Origin of the sequence: Lysinibacillus irui (assembly GCF_028877475.1) — a bacterium.
In the GTDB taxonomy this organism is placed as follows: Bacteria; Bacillota; Bacilli; order Bacillales_A; family Planococcaceae; genus Lysinibacillus; species Lysinibacillus irui.
On the sequence record NZ_CP113527.1, the window covers coordinates 4270074 to 4285270 of the forward strand.

Genomic DNA, 15197 nt, shown 5'->3' on the forward strand with positions numbered 1-15197 from the left:
ACCTCCTTGTTCAATAATTGAAAATTAAATTTCTTTTACAGTAACTAAGTGAGCTACTTTATCAAGCATACCGCGAGTAGCTGCGTTATCAGCTTTCTCTACAGTTTGGTGTAATTTACGTAAACCTAAAGCTTCAACAGTTTTGCGTTGTGCAGGTTTAGTACCAATCACAGATTTAGTAAGGGTGATTTCTAATTTGTTAGCCATTATCTTTCCCCCCTTATCCTAATAGTTCTTCCACTGATTTACCACGTAATTTAGCTACGTCCTCTACGCGTTTTAATTCAGTTAAACCTTGAATTGTAGCACGCACCATGTTAATTGGTGTGTTAGATCCAAGTGATTTTGAAAGAATATCAGTAATACCAGCAAGTTCTAGTACGGCACGTACTGGACCACCAGCGATAACTCCTGTACCAGGAGCAGCAGGTTTGATTAGGATTTCTCCTGCACCAAAGCGACCTTGCACTAAGTGTGGAGTTGTTCCACCTACGCGTGGCACTTCGATTAAGTTTTTCTTCGCATCTTCAACAGCTTTGCGGATAGCATCTGGCACCTCTTGAGCTTTACCAGTACCGAAACCAACATGACCGTTTCTATCGCCAACTACAACTAATGCTGTGAAGCGGAAGCGACGTCCACCTTTAACAACTTTAGCAACACGGTTAATAGTAACTACGCGTTCTTCAAGTTCTCCAAGTTTGTTTGCGTCAATACGACTCATGAAATGTGTCCCTCCTTCTTATTAAAATTCTAAACCGTTCTCACGTGCAGCTTCAGCTAAAGCTTTAACGCGTCCATGATATAAGTAACCACCACGGTCAAATACTACAGCAGTAATATTTTTTTCCGTAGCGCGTTTTGCGATTGTTTCACCGACTTTAGTTGCTGCGTCAACATTGCTACCAGCACCTTCGAAACCTTTTTCTTGAGAAGATGCGCTAACAATTGTTACGCCTGCTACGTCATCGATAAGTTGCGCGTAAATGTTCTTGTTAGAACGGAATACGTTTAAGCGTGGACGCTCAGCAGTACCCGAAATTTTAGAACGTACACGAGCATGACGTTTTTTACGAACCTGATTTTTATCTTGTTTCGTAATCACAAGGGTCACTCCTTTCTAATGCTTAAGCAGCATTATTTACCTGTTTTACCTTCTTTACGACGTACATATTCGCCTTCATAACGAATACCTTTACCTTTATAAGGCTCTGGTGGACGAACGTCACGGATGTTAGATGCAAGAGCACCAACGCGTTCTTTGCTGATACCTTTTACGATGATTTTAGTGTTAGAAGGAACTTCAATTTCAAGACCATCTTCAGGTGTGAACTCTACTGGATGAGAGTAACCAACGTTAAGTACAAGTTTTTTACCTTGTAATTGCGCACGGTAACCAACACCGATAAGTTCTAAAGCTTTTTCGAAACCTGCAGAAACACCAGTAACCATGTTCGCAAGAAGCGCACGAGTAGTACCGTGGTTTGTGCGGTGTTCTTTTGATTCAGAAGGACGAGATACAGTGATTACGTTACCTTCTTGCTCAATTTTCATATCTTGGTGGAAAGAACGAACAAGTTCGCCTTTAGGACCTTTAACAGTAACAGTGTTGTTTGCATCAACAGTAACAGTTACGTTAGCAGGTACCTCGATAATTTTTTTACCTACACGAGACATTTAGTTGCACCTCCATTCATTTATTGCTAATTACCAAACGTATGCTAGAATTTCTCCGCCAACTTGTTTAGCGCGAGCTTCTTTATCTGTTAATAAACCTTGTGAAGTTGACACTAAAGCGATACCAAGACCGTTCAATACTTTAGGTACTTCATTTGTTTTAGCATATACACGTAATCCAGGTTTAGAAATACGTTTTAAGCCAGTGATAACACGCTCGTTATCTTTACCGTATTTTAAGAAGATACGGATGATACCTTGTTTGTTGTCTTCCACGTATTCTACGTCACGTACGAAACCTTCACGCTTTAAAATTTCAGCGATCTCTTTTTTCACGTTGGAAGCTGGTACTTCTAACTTCTCGTGACGAACCATGTTCGCATTACGAATGCGAGTAAGCATATCTGCAATCGGATCAGTCATTGTCATTACATTTACCTCCTTCCCAAATTAGGGGATTACCAGCTGGCTTTTTTCACGCCAGGAATTTGTCCCTTATATGCAAGTTCTCGGAAACAAATACGGCAAAGTTTGAATTTGCGATATACTGAATGTGGACGACCACAGCGTTCACAACGTGTATACTCTTGCACTTTAAACTTTTGCTTACGTTGTTGTTTAACGATCATAGATTTTTTAGCCACGTTTTCGCCCTCCTTGTTTGATTACTTTTGGAACGGCATACCGAATTGTGTCAATAACTCGCGAGCTTCTTCGTCAGAATTCGCTGTCGTTACGATCACGATGTCCATACCGCGTACTTTTGAAACTTTATCGTAATCGATTTCTGGGAAAATTAATTGTTCCTTAACACCTAAAGTGTAGTTACCGCGACCATCGAATGCTTTTTTAGAAACACCACGGAAGTCACGTACACGAGGTAGTGAGATAGAAATTAATTTGTCCAAGAATTCATACATACGCTCACCGCGTAATGTAACTTTAGCACCGATAGGCATACCTTCACGAAGACGGAAACCTGCGATCGATTTTTTCGCTTTAGTTACTACTGGTTTTTGACCAGTGATAATTGTTAATTCTTCAACAGCTGCATCTAGCGCTTTTGAGTTTTGAACTGCATCACCAACACCCATGTTGATAACGATTTTCTCAACTTTTGGTAGTTGCATAACTGATTTATATCCAAATTTGCTCATAAGAGCAGGTGAAACTTCATTTAAATATTTTTCTTTTAGGCGGCTCATGTGTGTACCTCCCTTCTATTTATACTAATTAGTCGATTACTGCACCTGATTTTTTTGCTACACGAACTTTTTTACCGTTTTCGATTTTATAACCTACACGAGTCGGCTCGCCAGATTTAGGATCGATTAGCATTACGTTCGAAACGTGAATTGCAGCCTCTTGGCTTACAATACCACCTTGTGGATTCAATTGGTTAGGTTTAACGTGTTTTTTCACGATGTTCACACCTTCAACAAGAACGCGATCTTGTTTTGGGTAAGCTGCAAGGATTACGCCTTCTTTGCCTTTATCCTTACCAGTGATCACCTTAACCTTGTCACCTTTTTTTACATGCATGCTGTCGCACCTCCTTGATTGGCACTGTCATGAAATTAAAGAACTTCTGGAGCTAGAGAAACGATTTTCATGAAGTTGCTGTCACGTAGTTCACGTGCAACAGGTCCGAAAATACGAGTTCCGCGTGGTGATTTATCATCACGAATAATTACACAAGCATTTTCATCAAATTTGATGTACGTGCCGTCTTTACGACGAACGCCTGATTTAGTACGAACGATAACAGCTTTAACAACGTCACCCTTCTTGACAACGCCACCTGGTGTTGCTTTCTTAACTGTACAAACAACGATATCACCGATGTTAGCAGTTTTACGGCCAGAGCCACCAAGCACTTTAATTGTAAGAACTTCACGTGCACCTGAGTTGTCAGCAACTTTCATACGACTTTCTTGTTGGATCACTTAGGTTACCTCCCTTCGGAAATTGGTTGTTCCGAAATAGTTATTAAATAATAACCGCTTTTTCTACAACTTCTACTAGACGGAAACGTTTAGTAGCTGATAGCGGGCGAGTTTCCATGATACGTACGATATCACCGATTTTCGCTGTGTTTAACTCATCATGAGCTTTAAACTTTTTAGAGTATTTTACACGCTTACCATAAAGCTTGTGCTTTTTGTAAGTTTCAACTAAAACAGTTACAGTTTTGTCCATTTTATCTGAAACAACGCGGCCCGTGTAAACTTTGCGTTGATTGCGCTCAGTCATACTTGAAAACCTCCTTTATCAGTTATTTGCACTGATTTCTCTTTCACGAATAACAGTTTTCATACGCGCGATTGCTTTACGCACTTCACGAATACGAGCTGTGTTTTCTAATTGACCAGTCGCCAATTGGAAGCGAAGGTTGAAAAGCTCTTCTTTCAGTGATTTCACTTTTAATTCTATTTCAGAAGTAGCAAGGTCACGGATTTCATTAGCTTTCATTAGATTCACCACCAGTTTCTTGACGTTTTACGATCTTACATTTAACAGGAAGTTTGTGTGATGCTAAACGAAGTGCTTCACGTGCAACTTCTTCAGATACGCCAGCAATTTCGAACATTACTTTTCCTGGTTTAACTACTGCTACCCAACCTTCAGGAGAACCTTTACCAGAACCCATGCGGACTTCTAGAGGTTTTTTAGTGTAAGGTTTATGTGGGAAGATTTTAATCCAAACTTTACCGCCACGTTTCATGTAACGAGTCATCGCGATACGAGCAGATTCGATTTGACGGTTAGTAATCCAGCTAGCAGTTTGAGCTTGTAAGCCCCATTCGCCGAAAGTTACTTCTTTACCGCCTTTCGCTTCGCCACGCATGTTGCCGCGGTGTTCACGACGGTATTTAACGCGTTTAGGCAATAACATATTATTTGCCTCCTTCCACAGATTTCTTCGTAGGAAGAACTTCACCACGGTAGATCCATACTTTAACGCCTAATTTACCGTAAGTAGTATCAGCTTCTGCGTGTGCATAGTCGATGTCAGCACGTAGAGTATGAAGTGGAACAGTTCCTTCACTATAATGTTCAGCACGCGCGATATCAGCGCCACCTAAACGACCAGATACTTGTGTTTTAATTCCTTTTGCACCAGCGCGGATTGTGCGTTGGATCGCTTGCTTTTGCGCACGACGGAATGATACACGGTTTTCTAATTGACGAGCGATGTTTTCAGCTACTAGACGAGCGTCAAGATCAGCACGTTTGATTTCGATAATGTTGATGTGTACACGTTTACCAGTTAAATCGCTAAGGTATTTACGAAGGTTTTCAACTTCAGTACCACCTTTACCGATTACCATACCTGGTTTCGCAGTGTGAATTGTAATGTTTACACGGTTTGCAGCACGTTCGATTTCTACTTTAGAAACAGAAGCGTCTTTAAGAGCCGTTTCAATATATTTACGCACTTTGATGTCTTCGTGAAGTAGAGTTGCATAGTCTTTTTCAGCGTACCATTTTGACTCCCAGTCACGAATAATACCAACGCGTAGTCCTATTGGATGTACTTTTTGACCCACGGATTAACCCTCCTTCTTCTCAGATACCACTAGAGTAATGTGGCTTGTGCGTTTGTTAATTGCGCTTGCACGTCCTTGTGCACGTGGACGGAAACGTTTTAATGTTGGACCTTCGTCAACAAATACTTCAGAAACTACTAAAGAGTTGATGTCAAGATCGTAATTGTGCTCAGCGTTAGCAACTGCAGATTTTAATACTTTCTCAACGACTGGAGACGCCGCTTTTGGAGTATGACGTAAAATTGCAACTGCTTCACCAACTTGCTTACCTCGGATTAAGTCTACAACTAGACGTACTTTACGAGGAGCAATGCGTACTGTACGAGCGATAGCTTTAGCTTGTGTCATTAGGATTTACCTCCTCTCAAAATTAGCGTCTTGTTTTCTTGTCGTCTGCACCGTGACCTTTGTAAGTACGTGTCGGTGCGAACTCACCAAGTTTATGGCCTACCATATCTTCTGTTACGTATACAGGAACATGTTTACGTCCATCATATACAGCAATCGTTAAACCGATGAAGTTCGGGAAGATTGTAGAACGGCGTGACCAAGTTTTAATAACTTGTTTTTTCTCAGAAGCCTCTTGTGCTTCCACTTTTTTCATTAAGTGGTCATCAACAAAAGGTCCTTTTTTCAAGCTGCGACCCATGTAGGAACCTCCCTCCGTGATTCCACCACGGCTCTCACATAGAACCGTAGTTTAATCACTTTATTTTTTACGACTACGGATGATAAATTTATCCGATTTGTTTTTCTTCTTACGAGTTTTGTAACCAAGTGCTGGTTTACCCCAAGGAGTCATTGGTGATTTACGTCCGATTGGAGAACGTCCTTCACCACCACCGTGTGGGTGATCGTTAGGGTTCATTACAGAACCACGAACTTCTGGGCGTTTACCTAACCAACGGCTACGACCTGCTTTACCGATGTGTACAAGTTCGTGTTGTTCGTTACCAACTTGACCGATTGTAGCGCGGCAAGTAGCTAAAACTAAACGTACTTCACCAGATTGTAGACGAACGATTACGTACTTATCTTCACGACCAAGTACTTGAGCAGAAGTACCAGCTGAACGTACTAATTGTCCACCTTTACCAGGTTTTAACTCGATGTTATGGATTGTTGTACCCATTGGAATGTTTGCTAATGGTAATGCGTTACCTACTTTAATATCAGCATCTGGACCAGAAACGATTGTTTGACCAACCTCTAGACCTTTTGGTGCTAAGATGTAAGCTTTTGCTCCATCAGCGTAGTTGATTAATGCGATATTCGCAGAACGGTTTGGATCATATTCAATAGTAGCAACTTTTGCCGGAATGCCATCTTTAACACGTTTGAAATCGATAACACGGTATTGCTTCTTATGACCACCACCATGATGACGAACAGTGATTTTACCTTGGTTGTTACGACCAGCTTTGCGTTTAGTTGGTTCAAGCAATGATTTCTCAGGCTTGTTAGTTGTAATTTCCGCAAAGTCTAATGACGTCATGTTACGACGACCATTAGAGGTAGGTTTATACTTTTTAATCGCCATTGTGTTTCCCTCCTTCTTGAGTGTTCAAATCATATATCCATTAAGGATTACATTTCGAATAATTCGATTTCTTTGCTATCAGCAGTTAATTTAACAATCGCTTTACGACGTTTGTTAGTGTAACCACCGTAACGGCCAACACGCTTGAATTTACCTTTGTAGTTAAGAACGTTTACTTTCTCAACTTTTACGCCAAAGATTTCTTCTACAGCGTCTTTTACTTGAGTTTTGTTAGCGCGAGTGTCTACTTCGAAAGTATACTTTTTCTCTGCCATAAGTTCTGAAGAACGCTCAGTAATGACCGGACGTTTTAAAATATCACGTGCTTCCATTATCCAAGCACCTCCTCAACTTTTTCTACTGCAGATTTAGTGAATACAACTTTATCATGACCTAATAGATCAAGAACGTTGATTCCATTTGCAGTTAAAACTGTTACACCTGGGATGTTACGAGCAGATAATGCTACGTTTTCATCTAGGTCAGCAGTTACGAATAAAGATTTTTTCTCTAAAGAAAGATCTTTAAGAATTTTTGTGAATTCTTTTGTTTTTGGTGCTGCTAGAGTTAGAGCATCAAGAACTAAGAAGTTTTGTTCTACTACTTTAGCTGATAAAGCTGATTTAAGAGCTAAACGACGAACTTTTTTAGGTAATTTATAAGAGTAGCTACGTGGAGTAGGACCGAATACGATACCACCGCCGCGCCATTGTGGAGAACGGATAGAACCTTGACGAGCACGACCAGTTCCTTTTTGACGCCATGGTTTACGACCACCACCAGCAACCTCAGAACGGTTTTTAACCTTGTGATTACCTTGACGAAGAGAAGCACGTTGAGCTACTACAGCGTCGAATAATACTGCTTCATTTGGCTCGATTCCGAAGATCGCATCGTTTAATTCGATTTCACCAACTGAAGCACCTGTTTGACTAAGTACAGATACTTTTGTCATTCCTGTTTCCTCCTTTCCTGAAGTGATTACTTAGCTTTAATTGCAGTTTTTACTGTAACTAGAGCTTTTTTAGAACCAGGAACATTACCTTTAACAAGTAGTAAGTTACGATCTGTATCAACTTTCACGATTTCTAAGTTTTGGATTGTAACTACATTGCCACCCATTTGACCAGGTAATTTCTTTTGTTTGAATACGCGGTTCGGAGCAACTGGACCCATTGAACCAGGACGACGGTGGTAACGAGAACCGTGGGCCATTGGACCACGAGATTGACCGTGGCGTTTGATAACACCTTGGAAACCTTTACCTTTAGTAACACCTGTTACATCAATTACATCGCCTTCTGCGAAAATTTCTACTTTGACTTCTTGACCAACTTCGTATTCTTCCACGTTCACGTTGCGGAATTCACGAATGAAGCGCTTAGGAGCAGTGTTCGCTTTTGCTACGTGACCTTGTTCTGGTTTATTAGAAAGCTTAACGCGCTTATCTTCGAAACCAACTTGAATTGCTTCGTAGCCGTCTGTTTCAACAGTTTTCTTTTGAAGAACTACGTTTGGAGTAGCTTCGATAACTGTTACCGGGATTAAATCGCCGTTTTCAGCGAAAACTTGTGTCATACCAATTTTTCTACCTAAGATTCCTTTAGCCATTTGTCACACCTCCTGTAAGTTTTAAAAAGTTATATTGTTTTTACCATTAAAGTTTGATTTCGATATCAACGCCAGATGGTAAATCAAGTTTCATTAACGCATCAACAGTTTGTGGTGTTGGGTTAACGATATCGATCAGACGTTTATGCGTACGCATCTCGAATTGTTCACGAGAATCTTTATACTTGTGAACCGCACGAAGAATTGTGTACACAGACTTCTCAGTTGGAAGTGGAATCGGACCTGATACACTTGCACCTGAACGTTTTGCAGTTTCCACAATTTTCTCAGCAGACTGATCTAAAATACGGTGATCATACGCTTTTAAACGAATACGAATCTTTTGTTTTGCCATTATTTTCCCTCCTTCTCGCCTATTTTCTAGACATTCTCCACGAAAATTCTCCCACACACCGCCATGGCAAAGCGGCCGGGTGTGTCGGCAACCTCTCGCTTCATCGCAGTCAAAGACCAACATTCAACATTATATACAATAAAAAAAGAATAAGCAAGTCTTTTCGCTAAATTCTTTTAAATGTTGCAGATATTCTTAGTACTACTATTTTCTTCGCTTATTTAAGCCGTTTACTAGTATATAAAATTTTAAAACATAATGCAACACTTAAGGTTGTTATATCAACGTTTTCGGACATTTCAAACAACTTGTTAGAAGTAGTCTCTATAGTTTATAGAAACTACTTCTAACTTATAAAAAGAAAACACAGGCAATCCAGCCAAATACAATCAGGGGAATGTTAATAAAAATAAATGTCGGGACACAGGTATCCCAAATATGATGGTGCTGTCCATCTACGTTTAAACCTGCAGTCGGTCCAAGTGTTGAATCTGAAGCTGGAGAGCCTGCATCTCCTAACGCACCTGCCGTACCAATTAAACATAGTATTGCTAAAGGACTCAATCCTAACCCTTGTGCTAAAGGAACAAATAACGTAGCAATAATAGGCACTGTTGCGAACGATGAACCAATCCCCATCGTTACAACTAAACCAACAACCAACATGATAAAGATCGCTAGACTTCTATTTCCTTGTAGAATAGTAATAGAGCTTGTAATTAAACTGTCCACATCGCCAGTAGCATTAATAACTGCTGCGAAACCATTTGCCGCAATCATTACAAACCCGATAAAGGCCATCATCTTCATTCCTTCAGATAGAATATCATCTGCCTCTTTCCATTTAAGCGCACCTGTAAAATACATGATCATAATGCCAGCGAACGAACCTACAATCATTGAATCTGTTAGTACTTGCGCACATAACGCTACAACTAATGCAAGTCCAGTAGAAAACATAACATACTTGGTGACGTTAACATTTAATGATTCCGTCTCCACATCATCCTGTCTATACTGTCGTGGCTTACGATAAATAATGAAAGCCATAATCAACCCTACCAGCATGCCTAGCACTGGGATCGCCATTGCTGCAGGAACATCACGTGAAGATACTGTCATTCCAGCCTCCGACACTTGCGTTGCCACGATATCTTGAAAAATCGCTCCAAAACCAGCAGGCACAAAACTGTAAGTACCTATTAAGCCTACAGCAATTAGGGTTGCAATTATACGTCGATCAACTTCCAACATATTTAAAATTTTTAAAATGGGAGGGATCATTAATGGAATAAAAGCAATATGAATAGGAATGACATTTTGAGATAAAATAGACATCACGAAAATAAGGAAAAAAATTAAGACCTTCACTAACCCTTTTCTATTACTTTCTCCGTTGAGGATGTTTAACATTCCAGCAATCATTAATTCTGGTATTCCTGTTTTGGCAATGGCAATAGCAAAACCGCCAAGAAGACCATAGCTTAAAGCAATTGTTGCTCCTGCCCCTAACCCTTCTGTAAAGGATTGGACGGTTGCTTCAATGCCCATCCCACTTGTCAGGCCACCAACAAAGGCTCCTAAAACTAAGGAAAGAACCACATTAATTCGGAGTAAGCTTAATATTAACATAACGGCTACCGCCATTATAACTGCATTCATAACAACACTTCACTTTCACTTGCTAAATTACTAACATGTTAAACTTTATTATTCTGATAATTGAAAGTCAAGGATTTTCACGGTTTCAAAATAAAAACAGTGTGAAATAGAATCATCACACTGTTTTGAGTTTCTCATTATTAAATTGTTACAATGATTCTCGTACCACCTTTTTATAGTACCCTACCGAAAGGATGGCGAAAATTGTATATAAAGCGATATAACAGCACATCGCAATCCATAATGGGGCAGTTAACTCGGTGCCAAATAAGAACCAACCTGATTTAACAGCAAAATAGCTATGCAGTAAGCCAATAACTAATGGAACACCAAAATTAAACGCTTGCTTCATATATATGCCCTTCATTATATCTCTTTCTGCAAAACCAATTTTTCTTAGGATCGTATAGGAACCACGCTCTTCCTCTGCCTCTGACATTTGTTTGAAGTATAGAATACTACCAGTCGTCATTAAAAATGCTAATCCTAAAAATGCTGTTGTAAAGATTGTAAGACCTAATGACTCAATATTATCTTTACGTTTCCCTTCATAAGATGATTGAGTATATTGCTGTGTCTCACCTTCAGGTTCTGTAGCCGTAACAACACCCGCATTAGTTTGAATATATAGTTCCTCTGCTCTTTCTAACTCCTCTTTTGACTTTAAAGTAATGGTTGTTTGTTGGTGCCAAGGATAAAACTCTGATTGTGTAGATAATTTTGTAAACATATCATCTGTCACAACAAAGATTGGGCCGCCACCACCAGCTGTTACAACACCACTAATAATACTTTTATCATGAACTTCTACAACGTGAAATGTTTCCTTCAGCTCCCCTGCCGTTACATTTAAGTCATGATCCTTCTCTAAGGGGAACATCTCGGCCATATACCCTCCATAGTTTGTTAAAATAACATCGTTACCTGTTAATGAGGCTTCTGGAACACTTTGCTGATAATCCGAAAGTGGGATGGTATAAATGGTTCCTTCCATTGTATATAAAGGATTATCCTTTTGCTTTTTAGACATTAATTGACCTACCGAAGCTGTTACACCTTGTAAACGATAATCTACTTTATCATAGGCAATGTTATTGTTCTCTAACTCATCTAAAAATTGAGTACCTTGCCCCTCAAGCAGAATGAAATCACCTGGTACTTGGCTATATGCAGATGCCTCTGACGAATAGTAGGCGATATAGGATAAAGTCGTTACACCTAGCGATACACCAGTTAACACGGTGATAAGTGTTAAAGACTTTGCGTTACTCTTCATACGATGCATAATTGGCGTTAATGCTAGTACATCTCGAATTGATAGATGCCCTTTTTTCTTTAAACGAATCGTATTCATAATAAATGCGACTGAGAAACGAAAGACAAGGAATGTCCCGCCTATTGTAGTAGCTAATATGATAATCATATTGATAAATAGGTTACCTGCAGATTCAATATCAAATAACTTTGTTGACGCATAGTAGCCATAAACAATCAGGACAAGCCCGATAAAGCCAATTGCCATTTGTAATGCACTAAAACGTCTTACACGCTCGTCTGCTTGTTTGGCTGCGCTAAATAATGATAATAATGAAACGTGATGGATCATCCAAGCCATCTGTACAAGGACAATGATTAAAAGAATGGTAAAGACAATCATTGACTGCTGTAATGCCTGTGTACTAAACGTCATAGTTACAAGCGCTTCTTTTTCAAGTACACGTAATAAAATCATCGCAAATACACGAGAGCTAAAGAAACCAGCAAGCATTCCTAAAATAACAGCCCCAACAAATAATAAAATGTTTTCGATTGCTAATAAACGGACAATCAATCCCTTTGTCATGCCTATCAATTGGTACAAGCCGATTTCCTTGCTACGTCGCTTCATAAATAAGTGATTTGCATATAGGACGAAGAACAAAACGATAAAATATAGAATATAAGTTGCTGCCTTAAATCCTGCTGTGGCCGTTCCGCTCATTTGAACAGCGTCCCATACTTCAGAATTATTTTGCAATGTTACAAAGGAAAAATATAAAGTAACACTAAAAATAAGTGCAAAAAAATATAGATAGTAGTGCTTCATATTTTTCTTCATACTCTTTAGCACTAACTTACTAAGACTCATAACCATCACCGCCTAGCACACCTTGAGTATGCATGATTTCCTGAAAGAAAGCCTGTCTTGTTTTATCGCCTTTATATAGCTCACTATAAATATGACCGTCTTTTAAAAATAAAACACGTGTACAGAAGCTTGCAGCGACAGCATCATGCGTAACCATCATGATTGTCGCTTCTTTTGTCTCATTAATGTTTTGTAGATTTTGGAGCAAGGCTGTGGCTGATTTTGAATCTAATGCACCAGTAGGCTCGTCAGCAAACACTAACGATGGATTCGTAATAAGTGCACGGGCAGCAGATGTACGCTGTTTTTGCCCACCTGATATTTCGTTAGGATATTTATTTAAAATTTCAGTGATACCTAGTAAGGATGTGAGTTCCTTCACTCTACTTTCTGCAACAGCTTTCGGTAACTTACTGATCGCTAACGGTAGAAGAATATTCTCCTTTACTGTTAAAGTGTCCAGTAAATTATAATCTTGAAAAATGAAACCAAGCTGCTCTCGACGGAAGTTCGCTAAAGCCTTTTCTTTCATACCACGCAAATTATGACCGTTTATTTCAATAACACCTTCTGTCGCAAAGTCAATTGAGCATAAGACGTTTAAAAGTGTTGTTTTCCCAGAGCCAGAAGGACCCATAATCCCTACGAACTCACCTTTATTCACTTCTAAATCAATACCCTTTAATACTTCTTGAGCGGTTGATTTTTTACCATATACTTTCTTTATCTTACGACCAATTAAAACTGTCACTTGATAGCGCCCCTTTCTATATTCCAAGTGTACCCTGTCACATCTGAACATTCGTGCGTTTTACATGACAATATAAAAAGGTAGGTGACATTTTCGTCATCTACCTGTTAGTTTGATATATTCATTTTGTAATGGGAAACGCAACGTAAATAATGAGCCTTCCCCAACACTCGATTGAACACTAATACGAATACCAATTTTCTGGGCTACATTATACGCTAAATAAAGACCCATTCCTGTAGATTGTGAGGATTCTCTTCCTGCTGTTCCTGTATACGATTTTTGAAAAATTCTAGGTAGATCTTCCAAGGGTATTCCAATACCTACATCTTTAATATGTAATAAAGTGGCTCCGGTTGGGTCAAGTTCAGTAAAGATCGTTATTTCAGAACTTGCTGGACTATACTTGATGGCATTTGAGAGTATTTGTCGAACAATAAACGCCAGCCATTTAGGATCCGTTGTAACCGACTCTTTGAGCTCATCGACTTCAAAGCCAATCCCCTTTTCAATACACCATGCTTGCAAATCCCTGATTTCTTTATATACGATCGGTTTCAGTTCAACTTTATTTAAATAATTATCCTTTTCAATTGAGGCTAACCTTGTTAGATGCAGCTGTTGGTCAACCAAAAGATGTAACCTCAGCCATTCATTCTCTAATTTTCGACGCAGTTGTAAGTCTTCAACATGTTCTAACATTAAATTAATGGTTGTTAAAGGTGCCTTTACTTCATGAACCCATGCCAATAACTCATCTGAATACTCTTGTAGCTGCACTTTAGCTTGATTTAATTCCCTGTTCTTCTCATCAAGGATATCTTCAACTTTTCGAAAGCATACATCCTGAAAAGGAGTTAAAGCAAGTCCGCCCTTATGTGCATCATCAAGATGGCTATCCATATTTCCCAGGAAATCTTTTAATTTCCCAACTTCAAAAATATAACGCCACATCAAAAAAAGTGAAAAGCTAACAAGCAAACTAACGTTAACATACCAAATGGAGACACTATTTAAACCAACATCTAGAAGAAATAACATATTTAACATTACAATAATGAAGATAAAAAAGCCTATCCATGCAATGCGTTCTCTAATAAATAATATCAAATTACTCACATCCCTTGGCTCACTGCCATATACCCCAGGCCTTTTTTCGTTTGAATCACATCACGTAAACCAATATCCTCTAACTTTGTACGTAATCGATTAACATTTACCGACAAAGTATTATCGTTTACAAAACGTTCATCATCCCACAGTTTTCTCATTAACTCATCTCTCGAAACAATATGATTAGCATTTTCTACTAAAATCCGTAATATAAAGAGCTCATTTTTAGTTAATGAAGCGATACTTCCGTCATACATAATTTCACTTCTAGCATAATCAATAACAGCATCATTAAAACGTGTGACGTCCATTTTATCGTCAACATAGTCATATGTTCTTCGCAATATAGCCTGTGCTTTTGCAAGTAACACTTCCATATGAAAGGGCTTTTGTATAAAATCATCTGCCCCCATTTGCATGGCCATTACCATATCCATAGGATGATCTCGGGAAGATAGAAAAAGAATTGGTACTTTTGAAAGATGACGGATTTCTCGACACCAGTGAAAGCCGTCAAAGGCAGGCAATTGAATATCGATTAGCACAAGATGAGGCTTCTCCTCTATAAAATCATCCATTACTTTTTGAAAATTTTTAGGTCCGAAAACATGTAATGACCACTGCGCAAACCGTTCTTGAATCATCCTAAAAATAGAAGGATCATCTTCAATCAGCAATATTTTCATTTCCATATTCAAAACGCCTTTCTTTTTAAATATTTTTTCTAAATGACATGCTAACAACTATATACACATAAACTAATAAAAACCTTATTTTCCCTTTATTTTAACACAAAAAAACCAATCTGT

Annotated in this window: 25 protein-coding genes; all 25 read right to left on the minus strand. The window is 39.0% G+C overall.

All coding sequences use genetic code 11. The features are described 5' to 3' along the window. Positions 1-24 precede the first annotated feature (24 nt). The 25 genes from rpmD to OU989_RS21645 all read right to left on the minus strand — a co-directional run bounded on the left by rpmD (position 25) and on the right by OU989_RS21645 (position 15080). On the minus strand, positions 25-207 hold the full coding sequence (gene rpmD / locus OU989_RS21525) for a 50S ribosomal protein L30 (protein ID WP_004233668.1): 183 nt from the start codon (positions 205-207) through the stop codon (positions 25-27). A gap of 13 nt (positions 208-220) precedes the next feature. Then, positions 221-724 (minus strand): 30S ribosomal protein S5, encoded by a 504-nt coding sequence (gene rpsE / locus OU989_RS21530; protein WP_004233664.1) that lies wholly within the window; start codon positions 722-724, stop codon positions 221-223. Between the two features lie 21 nt (positions 725-745). Then, positions 746-1105 carry a 50S ribosomal protein L18 gene (gene rplR, locus OU989_RS21535; protein ID WP_274794949.1) on the minus strand — a complete coding sequence of 120 codons (360 nt, stop codon included), beginning with the start codon at positions 1103-1105 and terminating at the stop codon, positions 746-748. Between the two features lie 32 nt (positions 1106-1137). After that, positions 1138-1677, minus strand: coding sequence for a 50S ribosomal protein L6 (gene rplF, locus OU989_RS21540; protein ID WP_274794950.1), 540 nt, complete (start codon positions 1675-1677; stop codon positions 1138-1140). Between the two features lie 30 nt (positions 1678-1707). After that, positions 1708-2106 (minus strand): 30S ribosomal protein S8, encoded by a 399-nt coding sequence (rpsH, locus tag OU989_RS21545; RefSeq protein WP_004233658.1) that lies wholly within the window; start codon positions 2104-2106, stop codon positions 1708-1710. A 29-nt stretch (positions 2107-2135) separates the two neighbouring features. After that, the gene (locus OU989_RS21550; protein ID WP_004233656.1) at positions 2136-2321 is read right to left on the minus strand and encodes a type Z 30S ribosomal protein S14; all 186 of its coding nucleotides are present in this window, start codon (positions 2319-2321) and stop codon (positions 2136-2138) included. A 21-nt stretch (positions 2322-2342) separates the two neighbouring features. Next, complete coding sequence (rplE, locus tag OU989_RS21555; RefSeq protein ID WP_004233654.1) at positions 2343-2882, minus strand: 50S ribosomal protein L5; 540 nt, start codon at positions 2880-2882, stop codon at positions 2343-2345. A 28-nt stretch (positions 2883-2910) separates the two neighbouring features. Continuing rightward, positions 2911-3219: a 50S ribosomal protein L24 gene (rplX, locus tag OU989_RS21560; protein ID WP_053482809.1), complete on the minus strand. Its 309-nt coding sequence runs from the start codon at positions 3217-3219 to the stop codon at positions 2911-2913. 35 nt (positions 3220-3254) lie between these two features. Continuing rightward, a complete protein-coding gene (rplN, locus tag OU989_RS21565; protein WP_004233650.1) occupies positions 3255-3623 on the minus strand; it encodes a 50S ribosomal protein L14 in 369 nt (122 codons plus the stop codon). A 43-nt stretch (positions 3624-3666) separates the two neighbouring features. After that, positions 3667-3930, minus strand: a complete 264-nt coding sequence (gene rpsQ, locus OU989_RS21570) for a 30S ribosomal protein S17 (protein WP_004233648.1) — start codon at positions 3928-3930, stop codon at positions 3667-3669. A gap of 18 nt (positions 3931-3948) precedes the next feature. Continuing rightward, complete coding sequence (gene rpmC / locus OU989_RS21575; protein WP_004233646.1) at positions 3949-4149, minus strand: 50S ribosomal protein L29; 201 nt, start codon at positions 4147-4149, stop codon at positions 3949-3951. Continuing rightward, entirely contained in the window at positions 4139-4573 is a 435-nt protein-coding gene (rplP, locus tag OU989_RS21580) for a 50S ribosomal protein L16 (protein ID WP_004233644.1), read from the minus strand. The genes rpmC and rplP overlap by 11 nt, the downstream gene beginning before the upstream one ends. Before the next feature lies 1 nt (position 4574). Further along, positions 4575-5228, minus strand: a complete 654-nt coding sequence (gene rpsC, locus OU989_RS21585) for a 30S ribosomal protein S3 (RefSeq protein ID WP_004233642.1) — start codon at positions 5226-5228, stop codon at positions 4575-4577. Positions 5229-5231: 3 nt separating this feature from the next. Next, complete coding sequence (rplV, locus tag OU989_RS21590) at positions 5232-5576, minus strand: 50S ribosomal protein L22 (protein WP_004233639.1); 345 nt, start codon at positions 5574-5576, stop codon at positions 5232-5234. A gap of 22 nt (positions 5577-5598) precedes the next feature. After that, positions 5599-5877 carry a 30S ribosomal protein S19 gene (gene rpsS, locus OU989_RS21595; protein WP_004233637.1) on the minus strand — a complete coding sequence of 93 codons (279 nt, stop codon included), beginning with the start codon at positions 5875-5877 and terminating at the stop codon, positions 5599-5601. A gap of 60 nt (positions 5878-5937) precedes the next feature. Then, on the minus strand, positions 5938-6768 hold the full coding sequence (rplB, locus tag OU989_RS21600) for a 50S ribosomal protein L2 (protein ID WP_036124661.1): 831 nt from the start codon (positions 6766-6768) through the stop codon (positions 5938-5940). A gap of 47 nt (positions 6769-6815) precedes the next feature. After that, positions 6816-7100: a 50S ribosomal protein L23 gene (gene rplW, locus OU989_RS21605; RefSeq protein WP_004233628.1), complete on the minus strand. Its 285-nt coding sequence runs from the start codon at positions 7098-7100 to the stop codon at positions 6816-6818. Beyond that, positions 7100-7723, minus strand: coding sequence for a 50S ribosomal protein L4 (rplD, locus tag OU989_RS21610; RefSeq protein WP_004233626.1), 624 nt, complete (start codon positions 7721-7723; stop codon positions 7100-7102). Before rplD ends, rplW begins: the two co-directional genes overlap by 1 nt. 26 nt (positions 7724-7749) lie before the next feature. Further along, positions 7750-8379 carry a 50S ribosomal protein L3 gene (gene rplC / locus OU989_RS21615; protein WP_004233625.1) on the minus strand — a complete coding sequence of 210 codons (630 nt, stop codon included), beginning with the start codon at positions 8377-8379 and terminating at the stop codon, positions 7750-7752. Positions 8380-8425: 46 nt separating this feature from the next. After that, positions 8426-8734 carry a 30S ribosomal protein S10 gene (gene rpsJ / locus OU989_RS21620; RefSeq protein WP_004233624.1) on the minus strand — a complete coding sequence of 103 codons (309 nt, stop codon included), beginning with the start codon at positions 8732-8734 and terminating at the stop codon, positions 8426-8428. A 351-nt stretch (positions 8735-9085) separates the two neighbouring features. After that, on the minus strand, positions 9086-10396 hold the full coding sequence (locus tag OU989_RS21625; protein ID WP_274794952.1) for a Na+/H+ antiporter family protein: 1311 nt from the start codon (positions 10394-10396) through the stop codon (positions 9086-9088). A gap of 148 nt (positions 10397-10544) precedes the next feature. Then, entirely contained in the window at positions 10545-12524 is a 1980-nt protein-coding gene (locus OU989_RS21630) for an FtsX-like permease family protein (protein ID WP_274794953.1), read from the minus strand. After that, positions 12514-13275, minus strand: coding sequence for an ABC transporter ATP-binding protein (locus OU989_RS21635; RefSeq protein WP_274794954.1), 762 nt, complete (start codon positions 13273-13275; stop codon positions 12514-12516). The genes OU989_RS21630 and OU989_RS21635 overlap by 11 nt, the downstream gene beginning before the upstream one ends. A gap of 96 nt (positions 13276-13371) precedes the next feature. Next, positions 13372-14385, minus strand: a complete 1014-nt coding sequence (locus OU989_RS21640; protein WP_274794955.1) for a sensor histidine kinase — start codon at positions 14383-14385, stop codon at positions 13372-13374. 5 nt (positions 14386-14390) lie between these two features. Beyond that, a complete protein-coding gene (locus OU989_RS21645) occupies positions 14391-15080 on the minus strand; it encodes a response regulator transcription factor (RefSeq protein WP_274794956.1) in 690 nt (229 codons plus the stop codon). Between the last annotated feature and the right edge of the window lie 117 nt (positions 15081-15197).

Bases quoted from the DNA above. Each gene is read 5' to 3' on its own strand.
- rpmD (WP_004233668.1), bottom strand. From the start codon at position 207: ATGGCTAACAAATTAGAAATCACCCTTACTAAATCTGTGATTGGTACT.
- rpsE (WP_004233664.1), bottom strand. From the start codon at position 724: ATGAGTCGTATTGACGCAAACAAACTTGGAGAACTTGAAGAACGCGTA.
- rplF (WP_274794950.1), bottom strand. From the start codon at position 1,677: ATGTCTCGTGTAGGTAAAAAAATTATCGAGGTACCTGCTAACGTAACT.
- rpsH (WP_004233658.1), bottom strand. From the start codon at position 2,106: ATGACAATGACTGATCCGATTGCAGATATGCTTACTCGCATTCGTAAT.
- rplE (WP_004233654.1), bottom strand. From the start codon at position 2,882: ATGAGCCGCCTAAAAGAAAAATATTTAAATGAAGTTTCACCTGCTCTT.
- rplX (WP_053482809.1), bottom strand. From the start codon at position 3,219: ATGCATGTAAAAAAAGGTGACAAGGTTAAGGTGATCACTGGTAAGGAT.
- rpsQ (WP_004233648.1), bottom strand. From the start codon at position 3,930: ATGACTGAGCGCAATCAACGCAAAGTTTACACGGGCCGCGTTGTTTCA.
- rpmC (WP_004233646.1), bottom strand. From the start codon at position 4,149: ATGAAAGCTAATGAAATCCGTGACCTTGCTACTTCTGAAATAGAATTA.
- rplP (WP_004233644.1), bottom strand. From the start codon at position 4,573: ATGTTATTGCCTAAACGCGTTAAATACCGTCGTGAACACCGCGGCAAC.
- rplV (WP_004233639.1), bottom strand. From the start codon at position 5,576: ATGACACAAGCTAAAGCTATCGCTCGTACAGTACGCATTGCTCCTCGT.
- rpsS (WP_004233637.1), bottom strand. From the start codon at position 5,877: ATGGGTCGCAGCTTGAAAAAAGGACCTTTTGTTGATGACCACTTAATG.
- rplB (WP_036124661.1), bottom strand. From the start codon at position 6,768: ATGGCGATTAAAAAGTATAAACCTACCTCTAATGGTCGTCGTAACATG.
- rplW (WP_004233628.1), bottom strand. From the start codon at position 7,100: ATGGAAGCACGTGATATTTTAAAACGTCCGGTCATTACTGAGCGTTCT.
- rplD (WP_004233626.1), bottom strand. From the start codon at position 7,723: ATGACAAAAGTATCTGTACTTAGTCAAACAGGTGCTTCAGTTGGTGAA.
- rplC (WP_004233625.1), bottom strand. From the start codon at position 8,379: ATGGCTAAAGGAATCTTAGGTAGAAAAATTGGTATGACACAAGTTTTC.
- rpsJ (WP_004233624.1), bottom strand. From the start codon at position 8,734: ATGGCAAAACAAAAGATTCGTATTCGTTTAAAAGCGTATGATCACCGT.
- OU989_RS21625 (WP_274794952.1), bottom strand. From the start codon at position 10,396: ATGAATGCAGTTATAATGGCGGTAGCCGTTATGTTAATATTAAGCTTA.
- OU989_RS21630 (WP_274794953.1), bottom strand. From the start codon at position 12,524: ATGAGTCTTAGTAAGTTAGTGCTAAAGAGTATGAAGAAAAATATGAAG.
- OU989_RS21645 (WP_274794956.1), bottom strand. From the start codon at position 15,080: ATGGAAATGAAAATATTGCTGATTGAAGATGATCCTTCTATTTTTAGG.